The sequence below is a fragment of the Methanobrevibacter smithii ATCC 35061 genome, assembly GCF_000016525.1.
Taxonomy (GTDB): Archaea; Methanobacteriota; Methanobacteria; order Methanobacteriales; family Methanobacteriaceae; genus Methanocatella; species Methanocatella smithii.
Window position 1 is genome coordinate 447,733 of sequence record NC_009515.1, and the last position, 16,050, is coordinate 463,782.

At 30.9% G+C, this 16,050-nt stretch carries 17 protein-coding genes; 10 read left to right on the forward strand and 7 right to left on the reverse strand.

Going from position 1 to position 16,050, the window contains the following annotated elements; translation table 11 throughout:
• Positions 1–6: 6 nt before the first annotated feature.
• Positions 7–927, reverse strand: coding sequence for a type II secretion system F family protein (locus tag MSM_RS02330; protein ID WP_011953909.1), 921 nt, complete (start codon positions 925–927; stop codon positions 7–9).
• 64 nt (positions 928–991) lie between these two features.
• A complete protein-coding gene (locus tag MSM_RS02335) occupies positions 992–2,020 on the reverse strand; it encodes a M24 family metallopeptidase (RefSeq protein WP_048058609.1) in 1,029 nt (342 codons plus the stop codon).
• Between the two features lie 283 nt (positions 2,021–2,303).
• On the opposite strand from MSM_RS02335, the gene MSM_RS02340 reads away from it, so the two are divergent.
• The 9 genes from MSM_RS02340 to larE all read left to right on the forward strand — a co-directional run bounded on the left by MSM_RS02340 (position 2,304) and on the right by larE (position 9,034).
• The gene (locus tag MSM_RS02340; protein WP_011953911.1) at positions 2,304–3,056 is read left to right on the forward strand and encodes a hypothetical protein; all 753 of its coding nucleotides are present in this window, start codon (positions 2,304–2,306) and stop codon (positions 3,054–3,056) included.
• 268 nt (positions 3,057–3,324) lie between these two features.
• Positions 3,325–3,468, forward strand: coding sequence for a hypothetical protein (locus tag MSM_RS09195; protein ID WP_158005528.1), 144 nt, complete (start codon positions 3,325–3,327; stop codon positions 3,466–3,468).
• A gap of 13 nt (positions 3,469–3,481) precedes the next feature.
• A complete protein-coding gene (locus tag MSM_RS02345) occupies positions 3,482–4,201 on the forward strand; it encodes a hypothetical protein (RefSeq protein WP_011953913.1) in 720 nt (239 codons plus the stop codon).
• Positions 4,202–4,466: 265 nt separating this feature from the next.
• On the forward strand, positions 4,467–5,225 hold the full coding sequence (locus MSM_RS02355; protein WP_011953915.1) for a hypothetical protein: 759 nt from the start codon (positions 4,467–4,469) through the stop codon (positions 5,223–5,225).
• A 17-nt stretch (positions 5,226–5,242) separates the two neighbouring features.
• A complete protein-coding gene (locus MSM_RS02360) occupies positions 5,243–5,470 on the forward strand; it encodes a hypothetical protein (RefSeq protein WP_011953916.1) in 228 nt (75 codons plus the stop codon).
• A gap of 52 nt (positions 5,471–5,522) precedes the next feature.
• Entirely contained in the window at positions 5,523–6,161 is a 639-nt protein-coding gene (locus MSM_RS02365; RefSeq protein ID WP_019266350.1) for a site-2 protease family protein, read from the forward strand.
• Between the two features lie 6 nt (positions 6,162–6,167).
• Positions 6,168–7,367 (forward strand): YcaO-related McrA-glycine thioamidation protein, encoded by a 1,200-nt coding sequence (locus tag MSM_RS02370; protein ID WP_011953918.1) that lies wholly within the window; start codon positions 6,168–6,170, stop codon positions 7,365–7,367.
• Positions 7,368–7,373: 6 nt separating this feature from the next.
• Positions 7,374–8,027, forward strand: coding sequence for a TfuA-related McrA-glycine thioamidation protein (locus MSM_RS02375; RefSeq protein ID WP_011953919.1), 654 nt, complete (start codon positions 7,374–7,376; stop codon positions 8,025–8,027).
• Complete coding sequence (gene larE / locus MSM_RS02380; RefSeq protein WP_011953920.1) at positions 8,024–9,034, forward strand: ATP-dependent sacrificial sulfur transferase LarE; 1,011 nt, start codon at positions 8,024–8,026, stop codon at positions 9,032–9,034. Before MSM_RS02375 ends, larE begins: the two co-directional genes overlap by 4 nt.
• Positions 9,035–9,037: 3 nt before the next feature.
• Here larE and MSM_RS02385 read toward each other — a convergent pair whose 3' ends face one another.
• Genes MSM_RS02385 through MSM_RS02400 form a run of 4 tightly spaced genes read right to left on the reverse strand, consistent with a single transcriptional unit; the run spans position 9,038 to position 12,034 of the window.
• Positions 9,038–9,502, reverse strand: a complete 465-nt coding sequence (locus tag MSM_RS02385; protein ID WP_011953921.1) for a hypothetical protein — start codon at positions 9,500–9,502, stop codon at positions 9,038–9,040.
• Positions 9,503–9,513: 11 nt separating this feature from the next.
• On the reverse strand, positions 9,514–10,353 hold the full coding sequence (locus MSM_RS02390) for a CBS domain-containing protein (RefSeq protein ID WP_004032234.1): 840 nt from the start codon (positions 10,351–10,353) through the stop codon (positions 9,514–9,516).
• A 55-nt stretch (positions 10,354–10,408) separates the two neighbouring features.
• Positions 10,409–10,834, reverse strand: a complete 426-nt coding sequence (locus MSM_RS02395; protein ID WP_004032235.1) for a universal stress protein — start codon at positions 10,832–10,834, stop codon at positions 10,409–10,411.
• 42 nt (positions 10,835–10,876) lie between these two features.
• Positions 10,877–12,034 (reverse strand): amidohydrolase family protein, encoded by a 1,158-nt coding sequence (locus MSM_RS02400; RefSeq protein WP_011953922.1) that lies wholly within the window; start codon positions 12,032–12,034, stop codon positions 10,877–10,879.
• 84 nt (positions 12,035–12,118) lie between these two features.
• Here MSM_RS02400 and MSM_RS02405 point away from each other — a divergent pair, with 84 nt between their 5' ends.
• Positions 12,119–12,835: a zinc ribbon domain-containing protein gene (locus MSM_RS02405; protein WP_048058668.1), complete on the forward strand. Its 717-nt coding sequence runs from the start codon at positions 12,119–12,121 to the stop codon at positions 12,833–12,835.
• A 2-nt stretch (positions 12,836–12,837) separates the two neighbouring features.
• On the opposite strand, the gene carB is transcribed toward MSM_RS02405, so the two are convergent.
• Positions 12,838–16,014 carry a carbamoyl-phosphate synthase large subunit gene (gene carB, locus MSM_RS02410; protein ID WP_004032238.1) on the reverse strand — a complete coding sequence of 1,059 codons (3,177 nt, stop codon included), beginning with the start codon at positions 16,012–16,014 and terminating at the stop codon, positions 12,838–12,840.
• Between the last annotated feature and the right edge of the window lie 36 nt (positions 16,015–16,050).

Genomic DNA, 16,050 nt, shown 5'->3' on the forward strand with positions numbered 1-16,050 from the left:
TATCACCTAACTTAAAAACATAGCACCTGCAAAATTGGAAATCAGATAAAATATCCCATAAGAAACCAGAGCCAACGGTACAGAAAACTTGATTCCCTTTTTAACATTCCCATACATTATTATGCTTACTATCAAACCAACCAAAACCGAATGAATTACCAGATAAATCTGTCCTGCAAATGGCGCTGCCAAAATTAACTGTGTCTGCTTCCCAAAGCTTTGCATAAACTGGGAGTAAACACTAACCATCCCTAAAGCAAAAGGACTGGCTATTACTGCAGAAATTATTAAAAACATAACTGCCATCATAACAGAAGATTTTCTTTCGCGTTTTAGAGCCAGCATATCCCTTAAATTATTTGAAACATCAAAAATGACATTGGCAATACTTGATCCGCTTTTACGGCTTCCCAATATTATTGTAAAAATCCTCTCAAGTTCTTTTGACTTTAATCTTTGAGCCATAGCCATCCATGCATCATCAAAGTTTCGCCCAACTTTAATCTCAGCAATTGCCCGTCTTGTTTCATCATATAAAGGCCCTTCACCATATTTGGACATATCTTCCATTGCATTTTCAAAACTTAAACCAACTTTTAACATAGCTGAAAGCTGTCTTAAAAAGTCAGGAGCTGATTTTTCAATTTCTGCTGCCCTTTTTTCCTGTTTTATAAAAACATAAGTGGCAACAAAAGGAATTATTAACAAAGGTAAAAATAAAGACAAATCAGAAATTTTAAAAAATACAATAAATATTCCAATTACAATATCTGCAAATAAAATAAAAAATATTAAAATAGCTAAAAATTTAGATGCAACTATCCCAATGTCTCCGCTTAGCAAAAATTCCTGGACTTTGGATAATTGCTCTTCAGAAAGTTTATTTTCTAAAAATAAAGATAATGAATAAATAATTTTAGATTCCATAGATTAAAATACAACTTTAAAATATATAAAATCTCAGTTGTAAATTAAATCAATTTTTGAAAACTTATTCAATAATTAAAGGTAAATCACCAATTATTCTTCCTTTATTTTTTTCAATAGCTATTGTATCTTCAAGTCTGACACCAAAATTATCTTCCAGATAAATTCCTGGTTCAACTGTAATAACCATGCCCTTCTCAATTACTGTTTTGTCCTTAGTTGAAAATGTAGGTATTTCATGAATATCCAAACCTACACTATGGCCTGTTGAGTGAATGTAATTATCACCATAACCATATTCACTTATAATATCACGAGCCACCTTATCAATTTCACAGCATTTAAGACCTGGTTTAATTGCTTTTATAGCCTTATCATGAGCTTCTGCTACAATATCACAAATTTCATTTTGTTTTTCTGTATACACAATAGTTCTTGTATTATCTGAACAGTACCCATGATATTTTGCTCCCCAGTCAATCAATATTGGTTTTTCCAACTGTTTATCCTGAGGTGTTGCATGAGGCAGACTTGAATTTGAACCGCTTGTTACAATAGTATCAAAAGAACTGCCATTCGCACCATATTTTCTCATTAAGTTGTCCAATTCCAGAGCAACAATATTTTCAGGATTTGTATTGTTTAAAATATCCAAATCAACAAATGCTTTTTGAGCAATCTGTGTTGCTTTTTGGATTTTATCTATTTCATCAGCTGTTTTAATTTGTCTTTGAGCATCAATAAATGTTTCAGATTTTATATTGAAAGAATCTTTGAATTTTTCATATGTACTGTAAACCAAACTCGGTTCAATAGCCAAATTGGAAATTCCTTCCTTTTTAAGCTCTCCAAGCATGTCTGAAAATGAAGTAAATTCTTTAACTTCAATTGTTGATGTTTTATTAGCTATCTCCATATCCATTTTTGATGCATAAATAATTGGATCTTCTTTTATAACACAAAAAGCAAAACTAGTAGGTCTGTAATTTGAAATATAGTGAATATTTGTAAATTGTGCAAGCAAATAACCCTGATACTCCTTTTTTTCCATGTCTTTTAAAATATTGTTAATATGAAATTCATTTATTTCCATTTTTACACCTTTCATCAATAAACATTATATTTTTCTGGTTTTAATATCTTTCAAAATATTGGAACAACAGTCATATATAATTTTTATTTTAAAATTATTAAATAGCATTTAATCTAAACACAGGATAAAAATACTTAATGAAAAAGAAGACTGTTTTTATTTCAAATGCTTCAGTTAATAAGATTAGCAAAACTGCGGCAATATTTGACTTGAGCAGGCAATAACTAATAATAACAAATGACAGGTCCAGTTTTACAGGAGTTCCTTTACCCTAGGTGATTCTATGTTAAAATTATTTAATTTATTTAATATTGATGAGAAATATTTTGCAGATAAAAAAACCGTGAAAAAAAGATTTATAAAATTATTCGGAGGATTTTTATTAATAGCAATTCTAATATCACCATTTACATGGATTGGATTTTTATTTTTCTTGTTATTATTATTTGCATTAGGAGGAATATTCTTAATAGAATATTATAGTGATGAATTAGATGAAAAATATCACTTATACAATTTTAACAATTTTAGAAGATATTCTTATCAAATATTTGCGTTTACTATTTTAGGATTTTCAACCACATCTTTATCTGTGCTTATGATGTGTTTGTGTGCTGAAGTAAATATTATAAAATCCATTTTAATAGCAATAATATTTGCACTGCCCTTTTTAGGAATCGGCCTTAAATTTAAAACATTTAACGATTCCAGCCTAGAAGAAAATGGAGAAATTGTTTATGATGCAGGCTACGAACCTAACTACTATTGGCCAGTACTGACTATCTGCTGCTATTTAGGATACACACAATGCCTCTACGAAACATCCCCAATAAACATAATAGGACTACTAATATCCACAACAGCATGCTTCATATGGCTAATATACCCAAACAAAATCAACAAATACCTGCCATTTGAAAACAGGACAAAAAAAGGAGAAGCAATATATTTAGCAATAGCATTAATCATATTCTTCATATTACTCCACCAATTTACTACAATCCCATTTACAGAAATTACAGGAATTACTAATTAAAAAAAATAACTAGTAATCAACAAATCATGTTAAAAATAGGAAAATATTCAAAATAATAACAATCAAATAACAACTATTTATTATAACTCGTTGAAAATTTAGATAAAAATTATATATATTTATTTAAAATTATTATATATAGTACATTATTTGAAAAAACTGAGAAAATAAATACCGGAATATTAATTGATGCACAAGCAGGATTTAACACAATACAGACCTGCATAATGAATGAAAAATGAGTTAAACTGTTTCAACAGTTATCGCAGTGAGTTTTGGTCTAATGGGTCTTGGTTTAAACTGTCTATCAACAGATACTCTCCGACATCCAATATGGAGTAATTTTAATAAAGCAGTGAAAAAAACTACTGCCAATTATTTATTTGAAATTGCAGAAGTTCCAGTTTATTAAGAAGGGTGTTAATATGAATAAATTTAATAAAATGTTAGATGACAATATGTTTTTTAGAAAATCATTTCTTAAAAAAGCAGCATTTTGGATGTATGCATTATTTTTTATGGCAATGCTCTTAATTTTTAAATGGCATTGGTTAACCGCATACTTCATGATAATATATATTTCATTAACCATTGGTCCAGTGTTATTTTTCTATTATCAAAGAGAAATTTACAAAAAACATGATTGGAAACAGTATATAACATTCTATCCAATAGAACGCTTTATGACTTTATGTTTTACTCCATCAACATTAGGAGTGTTTTTAATTGCATATTTATGTTGTTTCAATAAAATAAATGCATTTGTTTTAGCAATTATCTTTGTTTTACCTATGCTGGGAATCGGCTTAAGACCAAATTGTTTCAATGACAAAAGCAGAAATAACAACTCATTAGGTTATAGGCCATTTATCTATCTTGGATTAAGTATGTTACTATGTTATATTGGTTTTCCACAAGTAATTTTCGAACACAATGTTATTAATCAAACAATATTATGTGCAATAACCTGTTTGGGATTTTTAGCTTTAATTTTCCCAGATAAAGGAAGTAATTTATTAAGATTTAATAATAAAACCGAAAAAGGATTCTTATTATATATTATACTAATATTTATTGTATTTTTCATTGTGTTCCATTTTACAAATTCAGGATTTTACTTAAAAATTTATTTAAACACATGGTGAATTAATATGAACAAAAATTTTAAAAATTACATTACAATAGGAGTGCCATTTGTAATTTTTGTAGTGCATAGCTTTTTAAACACTTATCTATGGATTATTTTTTCAATGATTGGATTAATAATAACTTATGCTTATTACAAGCAATCAAAAGAAAACAAATACTTAAAATATGCTATGAGATTATACATGCTAAATTTTGTTTTTATAATCCTCAGATTACTAATCAGGTATTTAATGACTTAAAATAACGATAGAGGAATAAATAATGACAAACCTATTTAGTTTATTCAAATTAGATCCCAATAGAAAGTATTTTCCAAAAAAAGAAGATATTAAAAAAAGAGCAATCAAAAGTTATGGAATAATCCTATTCTTAGCAATAGCTACATCTAGCATCACATGGTTAGGATTTTTCTGTTTTCTTTTTTTTGTATTTGGAACATGTGGAGTATGGATTGTGGAGTATTATGGTGACGAATTAGATGAAAAATATGGATTGTACAACTTCGCTAATTTCAGAGGATTTTCTCTCCAAATTTTCTCATTCATGCTTCTAGGAGCATCAACCACCTCTTTATCTGTGCTTATGATATGTTTGTGTGCTGGAGTAAATATTATAAAATCAATTTTATTAGCAATAATATTTGCACTGCCTTTTTTAGGAATAGGGCTTAAATTTAAAACATTTAACGATTCCAGTTTAGAAGAAAATGGAGAAATTGTTTATGAAGCTGGCTACGAACCTAACTACTATTGGCCAGTACTGACTATCTGCTGCTATTTAGGATACACACAATGCCTCTACGAAACATCCATAATAAACATGGCAGGATTACTAATATCCACAACAGCATGCTTCATATGGCTAACATTCCCTGACAAAATCAACAAATGTCTGCCATTTGAAAACAGAAGCAAAAAAGGAGAAGCAATATATTTAGCAATAGCATTAATCATATTCTTCATATTACTTTACCAATTTACTACAATCCCATTTACAGAACTTACAGGAATTACTAATTAAAAAAGGAGAATTAAAAAATGAATGCAAAACAAACAATAGCTATCATTATCCCAATAGCTATTTTCATTATTAAAAAATATATCAGTCTTTATATAACTATTCCAGTTTTAATAGCCGGATGTATCATAACATATTATTTATACGCAAAATCTGATGAAGATAAATACTTAAGAGGTGCTCTTTCACTGTACGGGTTAAATTTCTTCTTTATCATACTTGGTATTGTGCTATATTATATACTATAAAAAGCAATTTACTGAAAAAATTTTTATATATAAAATTAGATATGTAAAAACCATGTTTAAATTTACAAGCAATGAAGTGAGGGACTTAATAATTTCATTTTTCGTTATCTCACTTTCTTTTTCAATATTGTATACAGGTAGAGATTTCTCTGCAATGTACTTTATATTACCTATTGTAATGGTAGGTGTAGGTTTAGGATTTATTCTCCATGAACTTGGACATAAATTCAGTGCAATGCATTTTGGTTACTGGTCTGAATATCAGCTCTGGCCAGTTGGTTTGATTATTGCTTTAGCCAGTTCCTTTTGCGGAATTGTATTTGCAGCTCCAGGAGCAGTTTATACTTATGCAAATTTCTTAGATGACAGAACCAATGGTATAATATCTATAGCTGGACCGGTAGTTAATATAGTACTTGCTATTATATTCCTATTAATAGCTGCTGCAGTTTATCCAATGGCATTTTTCAGTCAAACAATGCAAATCATATTCCTTGTCTGTTCACTTGGATTTACTATTAACAGCTATTTAGCTACATTTAACTTGATTCCTATTTGGAATTTAGACGGCAGTAAAGTACTTAGATGGAATGGATTAATCTGGATTGTTACAATTGCTATTTCAGGAATTATGACTTATCTTTCTATGACAGTAGGTGTTGAAGGCATAATAAAGATTTTAATAGGATAATGGACAATGGAAAATCAAGAAATAACATTTTTTAAAGGGACACACAGGGTAATACCTCCTTCAAAAACAATCGAAAACAATGAAAGCAAAACAAAAATAGCCGGAATAACTCGTATAACTGAAATAACCCATTTGGACAGAATTGGAATTCCTGTTTTTTCAGCTATCAGACCTACTGCTCAGGATGGTGGAATAAGCATATATGGAGGTAAAGGAATTACCCCAGACCATGCTAAAGCTTCAGCTATGATGGAGGGTTTTGAAAGATACTCTGCTGAAAAGCAGGAAAGTGATGAAACTTTTATTGCAACTTTAAATGAAATAGACGGAAATTATATTGATCCTATTTCTCTAAATTTACCGAAAGATTTCAGCAAAGATTTGCTTGACACAATGAATTTGGAATGGAGCATGTCAAGAGATCTGATTTCTGGAGAAGATTACTATATTCCATCTAATGCTATATACCACCCTTATGTTCCTGAAAATAATGTTCAGGGTTTATTTAAAGGAAATACCAATGGATTAGCTTCCGGAAATATTTTAGAAGAAGCTATTTTACACGGGATTTTCGAAGTTATTGAAAGAGATGCATGGAGTATTTTTGAACTTACCCATAAAAATTCAAAACAAATCGACCTTGAAAGTATTGACAGTGACAGTATTAATCAAATTCTTAATAAATACAAAGAAAATGGAATTAACATTAAGCTAATGGATTTAACTGCAGATGTGGGCGTTCCTACAATAGCTTCATCTGCAGACGATACTGTTTTAAAAGATGCTGGATTATTGTCTTTAGGTATTGGAACTCATCTCAATCCCGAAATAGCTGTTTTACGTGCCCTTACTGAAGTAGCTCAAAGCAGAGCAACACAAATTCAGGGTGCTCGTGAAGATACTGTAAGAGCTGATTTTGCACGTAAAGCTGGTTATGAGCGTATGAAAAGAATCAATAGCCAATATTTTGAAGACGAAGAAAATAAAATATCTTTTAGTGATATTGAAGATAAAAGCACCAATTCCATAAATCAGGACATTGAAATTGTTAAAGATGAATTAGCAAAAAACGGATTAGATAAAATATTATATGCTGATTTAACACGTCCTGAACTTGGAGTAAGCGTAGTTCGTGTTGTGATTCCTACAATGGAACTCTATTCCCTAGACAATACCCGTGCAGGAGACCGCTGTTTAAAATTTTAGATTCATATGGTTAAAATAATAATTTATACGGGTTTATCACTTTCATTTGATGAAGCAAAAGAAATATTGGATAATCACGACGATGTTGAAGTTATTTATAAAAAACCCATCAAACGTGGAGATCTTGGATTGGCCATTAAAGAACATCCTGACATTATTGGAATAATTGACGGTGTTTTTCATCAGAATTCTGCAGTTGCCCATAGAGAAATCCTAAAAGCAATTGATGAAGGAATAACTGTTGTTGGATCATCCAGTATGGGTGCCCTAAGAGCTTCAGAACTGGATACTTTAGGTATGAAAGGAATCGGTTATGTTTATGAACAGTATGCAACTGGAAAAGTAACTTCTGATGATGATGTTGCAGTTATGCTTGACAGTGAAACTTTAGAGCAGTTATCCGAGCCTTTAATCAATATGGAGTATACATTTACAAAAGCCGTAAAAGAAAATATCATTACTGAAGATGAAAAGAATGAATTGCTTTCCATTGCCAAATCCACATTCTATCCAAAAAGAAATTATGCACAAACATTAAACAGTTCAAAATTAGATGATGATACAAAGAATCGATTAGTTACCTTTATTCGTTTTTGCGAGGATATTAAAAAAGAGGATGCAAAATCTTTAATAAGGTATATAACACGTGTGATAGAATGAATCTAGATGAAAAAGTTGAAAAAGTAAAAAACACACTTAAAAATCGTAAAGTTGCAATAGCTTTTTCCGGAGGTGCAGACAGTACATTACTTGCATATCTTGCATCTGAAGTTAGTGATGACCCAATAGCTATAACTATTGATAATCACATATTTCCTACAGGTTTTATCAAACACTGTAAAAAAACAGCTAAAGAATTTGGAATCAGACATCAGATTATTGATTTGAATTTCTACGAACATGAAAATTTACTGGCCAATAAATCAGACAGATGTTTTGTATGCAGAGATTTAATGTATGGGAATATTAAAAAGTATGCTGAAAAAAACGGTTATGAATCTGTTTTAGACGGAAATAATATAAGCGATTTGGTTTTAGATAGACCAGGAATACTAATTACATATAAAAACAATATTGAAAGTCCTTTTATTCATGCCAAATTAACTTCTAAAGAGATTCATGAATACTTAAACAGACACAGTATTCCATTTTCAAGATCAACTACCTGTCTTGGAACCCGACTGCCTACCAACACCAGAATGACCAGAGAAAATATTAAACAGATCAGTGACAGTGAAGATTACATCTATAAAAAAACAGAGTGTGAAATCGTCAAAGTTCGAAATAATAATGGGCTTGCCCTATGTGAAGTTGACAATTTAAATAAAATATCAAATGAAAATACATTAAAAGAAATAAACGCTAAATTAAAATCAATAGGTTTTAAAAAAGTAGCTTTAAATTTATCAAAAATTGATGATGATGAAAGCATTGCTGTTGACTATTCAGAGGGTAGTTTCGAATACCAGCTCCCATATACAATAAATATTGAAAATACAAAAAATCAGCTAAAAGATAAAGTAATTTCAAGCGATTCTAAAAAAATAGCTGTCAAAAATCAGATAATCTATGAAAACGGATTAATTAAAGGTAATAACTTCCAGTCAGAAGAAGAATGTTTAAATAAGTTTATGGAATTATTGCCAGATATAAGAAGAAATGTATAAAACTTATTTGTTTTTCATTTCTTCATATTTTTTTAAAACAATATCAGGCGTTTCTATATTTTTATCAAAACTTTCAGCGAATGTGTAATTTTTTTCTTCAGGATTATCAGTGTTTCTAAAGCCCTGAAGAACTAATTGTTTTCCGTCAATTTTAAAGCCAACACCATCAGCTTCAACTTCAATCAAATTAATTTCTATTTCAGATGCATCTTCAAGTTTTGCATCTGCCTTAACTTCATATTTTAAATTTAAGTTTTTATGAGGCATTAGCTCATTAATGGTTCTTTTTATAACAGATTCAAAAAGTTCTAAAAATTTTACAACAGGAGGGAAATCATTGGCCCAGTAATAAGCAAGTACTGAATTCAAGACAATTTCATGTTCAACATAATCATCTTTAAGTCTTGCTCTAACACCAACAGAATTCCCATCCATAACTTTTATTACCAAAACTGGATTAAGAGCCATATACACCACACTTAATCCACTAAAGCTTTAATTAAATCACTAGCTCTTACAAGCCCTATTAACTCTCCTTCCACACCAATAACTGGAATTTGTTCAATATTTAATGTTTTCATTTTTTTAGCACAGTCAGATGCTTTAGTTTTAGAATTAACTACTTCAACTTTATGTGTACCAACATCTTCAACAAGCTTGTCAGTGAATTTTAAACAATTTTTCTCAATATATAAAACAGAAGTACTGTCCCAGGACCATTTATCTCCTTCGGTTCCTACTGTAGAACTGTGTTCACTACGTTCTGAGATAATTTCTGATTCTTCAATAAAATCAGTTTCAGTTAAAATACCCACTAATTTAGCAGAATCATTTAAAGCTAAAACAGATTTAAGACCGAACTGTTTCATAGTTTCAAATGCAACATTTAGAGGAGTTTTATACCATGTTGTTGGAACTGTAGTAATCATGAAATTTTCAACAGGATCATCACTTTCAAGTTTAATTAATGCATTGGATACCAAATCAAAGGAAGTGATAATACCTACCAAATCACCATTATCATCAACAACAGGAACTCTCCTAACATTATTATCAATCATTTTTTTAGCTACATCCTTAACATCGTCATCAGGACTTGCAGTAACCAAATCAGTACTCATTAAAATAGCTATTTGTTCTTCATCAGGATTGACAATTAAATCTGAACGAGTTATTAATCCCACTAGCTGTTTAGTGTCACCTTTAACAACAGGAAGAACCGCTTTATCTTCTTTCCTCATTAAGTCTAAAACTTTTTCACGGTTTCCAGGAACTGAAACACTAACAACATTTTTAGACATAGCTCTTTTTACTAACATGATAAACACCTTAAAATAGTTTATTAAAAATATAAAAAAAGGGAATGTTGAAAAATTAGTGAATAACCAACACCGCACATTTAGCAGCGTTAACTACTTTTTCAGCAACACTACCCATTATAAATCTGTCAAATCCGGATTTACCAGAACTACCAATAACAATCAAATCAATGTCTTCTTCTTTAGCTACTTCCAAGATAGTTTTAGCTGGTGAACCTTCCCTAATAATTCCATGGAATTTTATACCTGAAGTTTCATCCATTTCTTCAAATTCTTTTATATTATCTTCAGAACGTTGCTTGAGTAATTGGTTTAATTGATATACCTCATCATCCAATGGAAGCCCGTTAACAAAATTATTTTCAGTAACACTAAGCGCATAAATATCAGCACCAGTAGTTTTAGCTAAAAATAATGCATGTTTTTCAGCTTTTTGAGCAAATTCTGACCCATCAGTTGGGACTAATATTTTTTTGTACATGTTTCCATCTCCCAAGTAATTTGACTTTATGTTTTATTTATATCAAACATTTTTAATATGAATATCTCTGTTCATAATATATAATATATCTTTCGTTCCACAACGATTTATAATATTTAAATAAGGATTTTTTGAATATTTTTTAGAAATAAATAAGTTTGCTTCCTGATTAACATCAATAACCTGCTTTTCAATATATCGGTTAATCTCAAAATTACAGATATTGGTTGTTGCAGTTTTCAATAAATCTTTAGGATTCAAGTAATTTTTGTAATAAACAGACATTATCTTTAAGCTGAATTCCAATTCCCTAAACAAATTAGGTGAATTCAACATTAAATTGTCGCTGCCCAGCAGGGGTTTGATTCCTTTAGAAAACATCTCATTTAAAGGAGCCACACCAACATTTAAAGTGGCATTAGCTCTTGGACAAACAACAACATTTGAATTTTTAATCAATTCCAAATCATTATTTCTCGGATTTGTACAGTGAACCAGCTGATTAAAATCAGCATCCACTCCCCTTTGAATTTCAGTTTTATTGAAATCCCTTAAGGAATCGTCCTGAAGATGCATTGATTCAGCTACATGAATTGAAGATATTTTACCTGCTTTCCTACATTCAGAAGTTATTAAACTAGCTACTTCATCACTAATCTCACCAAATCCGCTTAATGCAATACCGTCAGCCAATTTTAAAAGTTTGCGAATAGCTATTTTAACTTTTCTCAAATCAGGATTTTGCCCATAGAAACTATCGTCACGGCCAAGAATAACAGGAGTTACAGGTAAATTTTTAGAAGCCTTTCTTAAAAGCTCAACACCTTTAATTCCGCCTTCCCGATAATCAATAAAATGAGTTGTCCCTGATTCGAACATATCCCACATTGACTTTTTCATAGCATCAATTATTTCGCCGTCTTCAGCATTAGCCAGTGCTTTATGTTTAACGCCATTTGGAGGTTTGACCATTTCCCCCAATGATAATCCGTAACCTTCATCCTTAATTATGGAATCTCCAATATGAGTGTGGCCATTTAAGAAAGTTGGGCAGACAATTGAATCTGTGGCATCTATAATTTTACCTTCACAGACATCTTTAGCCATTTCTATAATTTTGCCATCATCAATGACAATGTTTTCACGAACTGGAGTTAAATCCTCTCCCTTTAATACAATCCCATCTTTAATTGTTAACATTAAAAAAAAGTTTTCTAATTTGTTTTATATATAGATTACCTATTGAATGGAAAGTTTTATAAAAATATAAGAAAATATATTATTCTGGTGAAGGGCTATATTTTAATTAATATAAATACAACCTCAATTAACTTCAAAAAAGAAATTAGAACACTTTTTATACCTCCCAAAATATGGCCTTTACGCCTTTCTTTAAGCATAATAGGAATGATTACTATTAACTCACAAGAAATAAGATATCTTTACAGAAATATTGTAAAATCCGGAAATGTGTATCGGATAAAATATAATAATAAAGACTATGGTGAGTTTAAAAAGTTATCTGATGCTTTATATGAAAGAGACGCTCTTTTTTACTGTAATTTTGATTATGATTTGCTTGTTGAATCAGATTTAGAAAATAAATACGAAAATATGAAATTACCTCCTTTTCCTGAAAAAAGACCCAAAGGCCGAATCAAAGGAAGCAAAATAAATAAAGAGGAAAGAGAAGGTAAAATTCATTTTGACCATAAAAAACGGGAATTTTTTGTACAGAAAGGAGAAACTATTTTTGGATACTATAAAAGTATGACTGAAGCTTATTACTATAAAAAAAAGCTGATGGATAATAACTGGGATATGAATGCTCTAAAAACAATGATTAGCTTAAGAATAGACATTGATAAAAAATTAGACTTAAATAAGGAATATCCTGTTAAATTAAATTATTGTCCTAAATGTAGGCGTAAATTAAAAAATAAAGAAAAAGAATGTCCATATTGTGGAATAGACATTAAAGATTATTTATATAATAATTAACCTTATTCTCCATCAATATGTTCATTTAAAGATTTTACTGTAATTTCATTATTTTGAACAGCTTCAATAGCATTTAAAGCAGCTCTAGCTCCAGACAAGGTAGTAACATAAGGTATACCAAGTTCAATAGCTAAACGTCTGATTATATATCCGTCCTGAGCAGACTGTTTACCTTCTGAAGTGTTGATAATCAGATCAATTTCCTTGTTTAAAATTGCATCCCTGATGTTTGGAGATCCTTGAGATACTTTTTTAATTTTTTCAATGTCAACACCCTTTGCCGCATCAGCAGTTCCGCTAGTTGCTGCAAGTTCAAAACCTAAATTAGCTGCTTTTTCAGCAATTGGACGGATTTTCTTTTTATCCTGTTCTTTTACGCTGATAAAGATTTTACCTTCTTTTGGTAAATCCATACCTGCAGCAAGCTGGGATTTGTAAAATGCCATTCCAAAGTTTTCATCTACACCAATACTTTCACCAGTGGATTTCATTTCAGGTCCAAGTACTGTATCGGATTCCGGAAGTTTTAAGAATGGGAAAACAGATTCTTTTACAGCAACATGATCTATTTTTATTTCTTTAGTTAAATTAAAGTCTTTTAATTTAGCTCCAGTCATAATCCATGTAGCTACTTTAGCTAATGGCACTCCAATAGCTTTACTTACAAATGGAACTGTCCTACTTGCACGAGGATTAGCTTCAATAATGTAAACCATTTCCTCATCAAGTTTAACTGCATACTGAATATTCATTAAACCTTTAACATCCAATTCCAAAGCTAATTTAGTACTGTATTCACGAATAGTGTTGAGAATGTGTTCAGGAATAGTTTGCGGTGGAATTACACAAGCAGAATCTCCGGAGTGAACACCCGCTTCCTCAATATGTTCCATAATTCCTGCTATAAATACTTCCTCACCGTCACACAATACATCCACATCCAATTCAATAGCATCTTCAAGGAACTTGTCTACTAAAATCGGATGTTCAGGTGAGACTTTTACAGCTTCTTTCATATATTTTTCAAGCTCATTATTGTCATAAACAATTTCCATAGCCCTTCCACCAATAACATATGACGGACGTACTAAAACAGGGAAAGTAATTCTCTCTGCAATTTCACGAGCTTCTTCAAAGGAATTAGCTGTTCCATATGGTGCCTGATGAATATGCAATTTATTTAATAATTTTGCAAATAATTCCCTGTCTTCAACACCATCAATACTTTCATATGGAGTTCCCAATATTTTAACTCCAGCATTAGCTAATGGTACTGCCAAATTAATTGAAGTTTGACCACCAAATTGAACAATAACTCCATCAGGTTTTTCCTGATCAATAATACCCATCACATCTTCAAAAGTGATAGGTTCAAAGAACAGTTTATCAGAAATATCATAATCAGTACTTACAGTTTCCGGATTGTTGTTGATTAAAATAGTTTCAATTCCCTCATCTTTTAGAGCAAGTGAGGAATGTACACAACAGTAATCAAACTCAATACCCTGACCTATTCTGATAGGACCCGCACCTAAAATAACGATTTTCTTTTTATTGGATGATTTGAGCTCGTTACCTGAATCATATGTACTGTAATAATATGGTGTTTTAGCTTCAAATTCTGCAGCACAGGTATCAACCATTTTATAGGACTGTTTTATATTGAATCTGTTAAGTAAGTTTCTAATGTATTCTTCAGTCTGATTAGATAGGGCGGCTAATCTTTTGTTTGAACATCCCATCTGTTTAGCTTTTCTCAGGAAGTCAGCATCGTTTAATTTTTCTTCTGTAACTTCATTTTCAAAATTAACAATGTTTCTGATTTTGTATAGGAAAAATTTGTCAATATTGGTTAATTTCTGAATCTTATCCAAATCCATTCCGTCTTTAATGGCTGAATATAACTGGAATAATCGCTCATCAGTCGGATTGGCCAAATCATCTTCAGTGTATTCAACATATTCAAATCCGTCATGACCCATATCAAGTGATCTGATAGCTTTTTGAATTGCTTCTTCAAATGTTCTACCGATTGCCATTACTTCACCGGTAGCTTTCATTTGAACTCCTATTTCACGGTTGATTCCTCTGAATTTATCAAATGGCCATCTTGGGATTTTTACAACTACATAATCAATAGCCGGTTCAAAGGAAGCAGGTGTTTCTTTAGTAATATCATTTTTAATTTCATCTAAAGTCATTCCCAAAGCTATTTTAGAAGAAATTTTAGCTATAGGATAACCTGTTGCTTTAGATGCAAGTGCACTACTTCTACTTACCCTTGGATTTACTTCAATTACCTTGTATTCTCCGGTTTCCGGATTAACTGCAAATTGAATATTACATCCTCCCTGAATACCTAAAGCTCTGATAATTTTAATGGAAGCATCTCTTAATGCCTGTGAATCCCTATCATTTAAATTTTGAGCAGGAGCTACAACAACACTTTCACCAGTGTGGATTCCCATAGGGTCTATGTTTTCCATGTTACATACAATGATACAAGTGTCTTCTTTATCCCTCATTACTTCATATTCGAATTCTTTCCAACCTAAAACAGATTCGTCAATAAGAACCTGGTTAATGAAACTCATATCCAATCCATGAGTAGCTATTTCAATTAATTCTTCTTCATTGTAAGCTACTCCACCACCGGTTCCTCCAAGTGTAAATGCAGGTCTTACAATTACTGGATAACCAATGTCTTTTACTGCTTCTATAGCTTCTTCAACACTTTCTACAGCATGACATTTTGGAATAGGTTCGTTAAGTTTATCCATGAAATGACCGAACAAATCACGGTCTTCCACATCTTTAATTGTCTGAATATCAGAACCTAAAACTTTAATTCCGTCAAGTAAACCTAAATCTCCAAGTCCTGTAGCTATATTTAATCCTGTTTGTCCACCCATAGTCGGTAAAATTGCATCGACATTTTCTTTTTTAATAATTTCTGAGACAATTTCAGGAGTTAATGGTTCGGTATAAACAGTATCTGCCATATCCATATCAGTTTGAATAGTAGCAGGATTACTGTTAACAAGGACAGTTTCAATTCCCTCTTCTCTTAGTGATTTACATGCTTGTGAACCAGAATAATCAAATTCTGCTGCTTGACCAATTTGAATAGGTCCAGAACCGATTATTAATACTTTTTTAATATCCTTATCAATAGGCATTTTGTAATCCTCATTAATTTTTATTATAAAATGGTA

Coding starts and splice junctions, on each gene's coding strand:
- MSM_RS02390 (WP_004032234.1), bottom strand. CDS start 10,353: ATGTTAGTAAAAAGAGCTATGTCTAAAAATGTTGTTAGTGTTTCAGTT.
- carB (WP_004032238.1), bottom strand. CDS start 16,014: ATGCCTATTGATAAGGATATTAAAAAAGTATTAATAATCGGTTCTGGA.
- MSM_RS02345 (WP_011953913.1), top strand. CDS start 3,482: ATGAATAAATTTAATAAAATGTTAGATGACAATATGTTTTTTAGAAAA.
- larE (WP_011953920.1), top strand. CDS start 8,024: ATGAATCTAGATGAAAAAGTTGAAAAAGTAAAAAACACACTTAAAAAT.
- MSM_RS02360 (WP_011953916.1), top strand. CDS start 5,243: ATGAATGCAAAACAAACAATAGCTATCATTATCCCAATAGCTATTTTC.
- MSM_RS02375 (WP_011953919.1), top strand. CDS start 7,374: ATGGTTAAAATAATAATTTATACGGGTTTATCACTTTCATTTGATGAA.
- MSM_RS02400 (WP_011953922.1), bottom strand. CDS start 12,034: ATGTTAACAATTAAAGATGGGATTGTATTAAAGGGAGAGGATTTAACT.
- MSM_RS02355 (WP_011953915.1), top strand. CDS start 4,467: ATGACAAACCTATTTAGTTTATTCAAATTAGATCCCAATAGAAAGTAT.
- MSM_RS02365 (WP_019266350.1), top strand. CDS start 5,523: ATGTTTAAATTTACAAGCAATGAAGTGAGGGACTTAATAATTTCATTT.
- MSM_RS02335 (WP_048058609.1), bottom strand. CDS start 2,020: ATGGAAATAAATGAATTTCATATTAACAATATTTTAAAAGACATGGAA.
- MSM_RS02370 (WP_011953918.1), top strand. CDS start 6,168: ATGGAAAATCAAGAAATAACATTTTTTAAAGGGACACACAGGGTAATA.
- MSM_RS02385 (WP_011953921.1), bottom strand. CDS start 9,502: ATGGCTCTTAATCCAGTTTTGGTAATAAAAGTTATGGATGGGAATTCT.
- MSM_RS02395 (WP_004032235.1), bottom strand. CDS start 10,834: ATGTACAAAAAAATATTAGTCCCAACTGATGGGTCAGAATTTGCTCAA.
- MSM_RS02330 (WP_011953909.1), bottom strand. CDS start 927: ATGGAATCTAAAATTATTTATTCATTATCTTTATTTTTAGAAAATAAA.
- MSM_RS02340 (WP_011953911.1), top strand. CDS start 2,304: ATGTTAAAATTATTTAATTTATTTAATATTGATGAGAAATATTTTGCA.